1 protein-coding gene is annotated in these 815 nt (G+C 63.7%); it reads left to right on the plus strand.

The genetic code is table 11. The features are described 5' to 3' along the window. The coding region (locus NX794_RS35790) for a cbb3-type cytochrome c oxidase subunit I (RefSeq protein WP_258783888.1) at positions 1-815 on the plus strand (815 nt) is incomplete at both ends.

An 815-nucleotide genomic window follows, 5' to 3' on the forward strand; every position in this document is an offset into this window, starting at 1 on the left:
ATCCTCGGCGCGGTCAACTTCATCACCACGATCATCTGCATGCGCGCGCCCGGCATGACCATGTTCCGCATGCCGATCTTCGTGTGGAACGTGCTGCTGACCGCCGTGCTGGTCCTGCTGGCCTTCCCGGTGCTGGCCGCCGCGCTGTTCGCCCTGGAGGCGGACCGAAAATTCGGGGCACACGTCTTCGACGCGGCCAACGGCGGAGCACTGCTGTGGCAACACCTCTTCTGGTTCTTCGGCCATCCAGAGGTGTACATCATCGCGCTGCCGTTCTTCGGCATCATCTCCGAGGTCATCCCGGTCTTCTCCCGCAAGCCGATGTTCGGCTACATGGGCCTGATCGCGGCGACCATCGCGATCGCCGGCCTGTCCGTGACCGTGTGGGCGCACCACATGTACGTCACCGGCGGTGTGCTGCTGCCGTTCTTCTCCTTCATGACCTTCCTGATCGCGGTCCCGACCGGTGTGAAGTTCTTCAACTGGATCGGCACCATGTGGCGCGGCAGCCTGTCCTTCGAGACCCCGATGCTGTGGGCGGTCGGCTTCCTGATCACCTTCACCTTCGGTGGTCTGACCGGTGTCATCCTGGCCGCGCCGCCGATGGACTTCCACGTCTCGGACTCGTACTTCGTGGTGGCCCACTTCCACTACGTGGTCTTCGGCACCGTCGTCTTCGCGATGTTCGCCGGCTTCCACTTCTGGTGGCCGAAGATGACCGGCAAGATGCTGGACGAGCGCCTGGGCAAGATCACCTTCTGGACGCTGTTCGTCGGCTTCCACGGCACCTTCCTGGTCCAGCACTGGCTGGGCGC

Source organism: Streptomyces pyxinicus (genome assembly GCF_024753135.1).
Classification (GTDB): domain Bacteria; phylum Actinomycetota; class Actinomycetes; order Streptomycetales; family Streptomycetaceae; genus Streptomyces; species Streptomyces pyxinicus.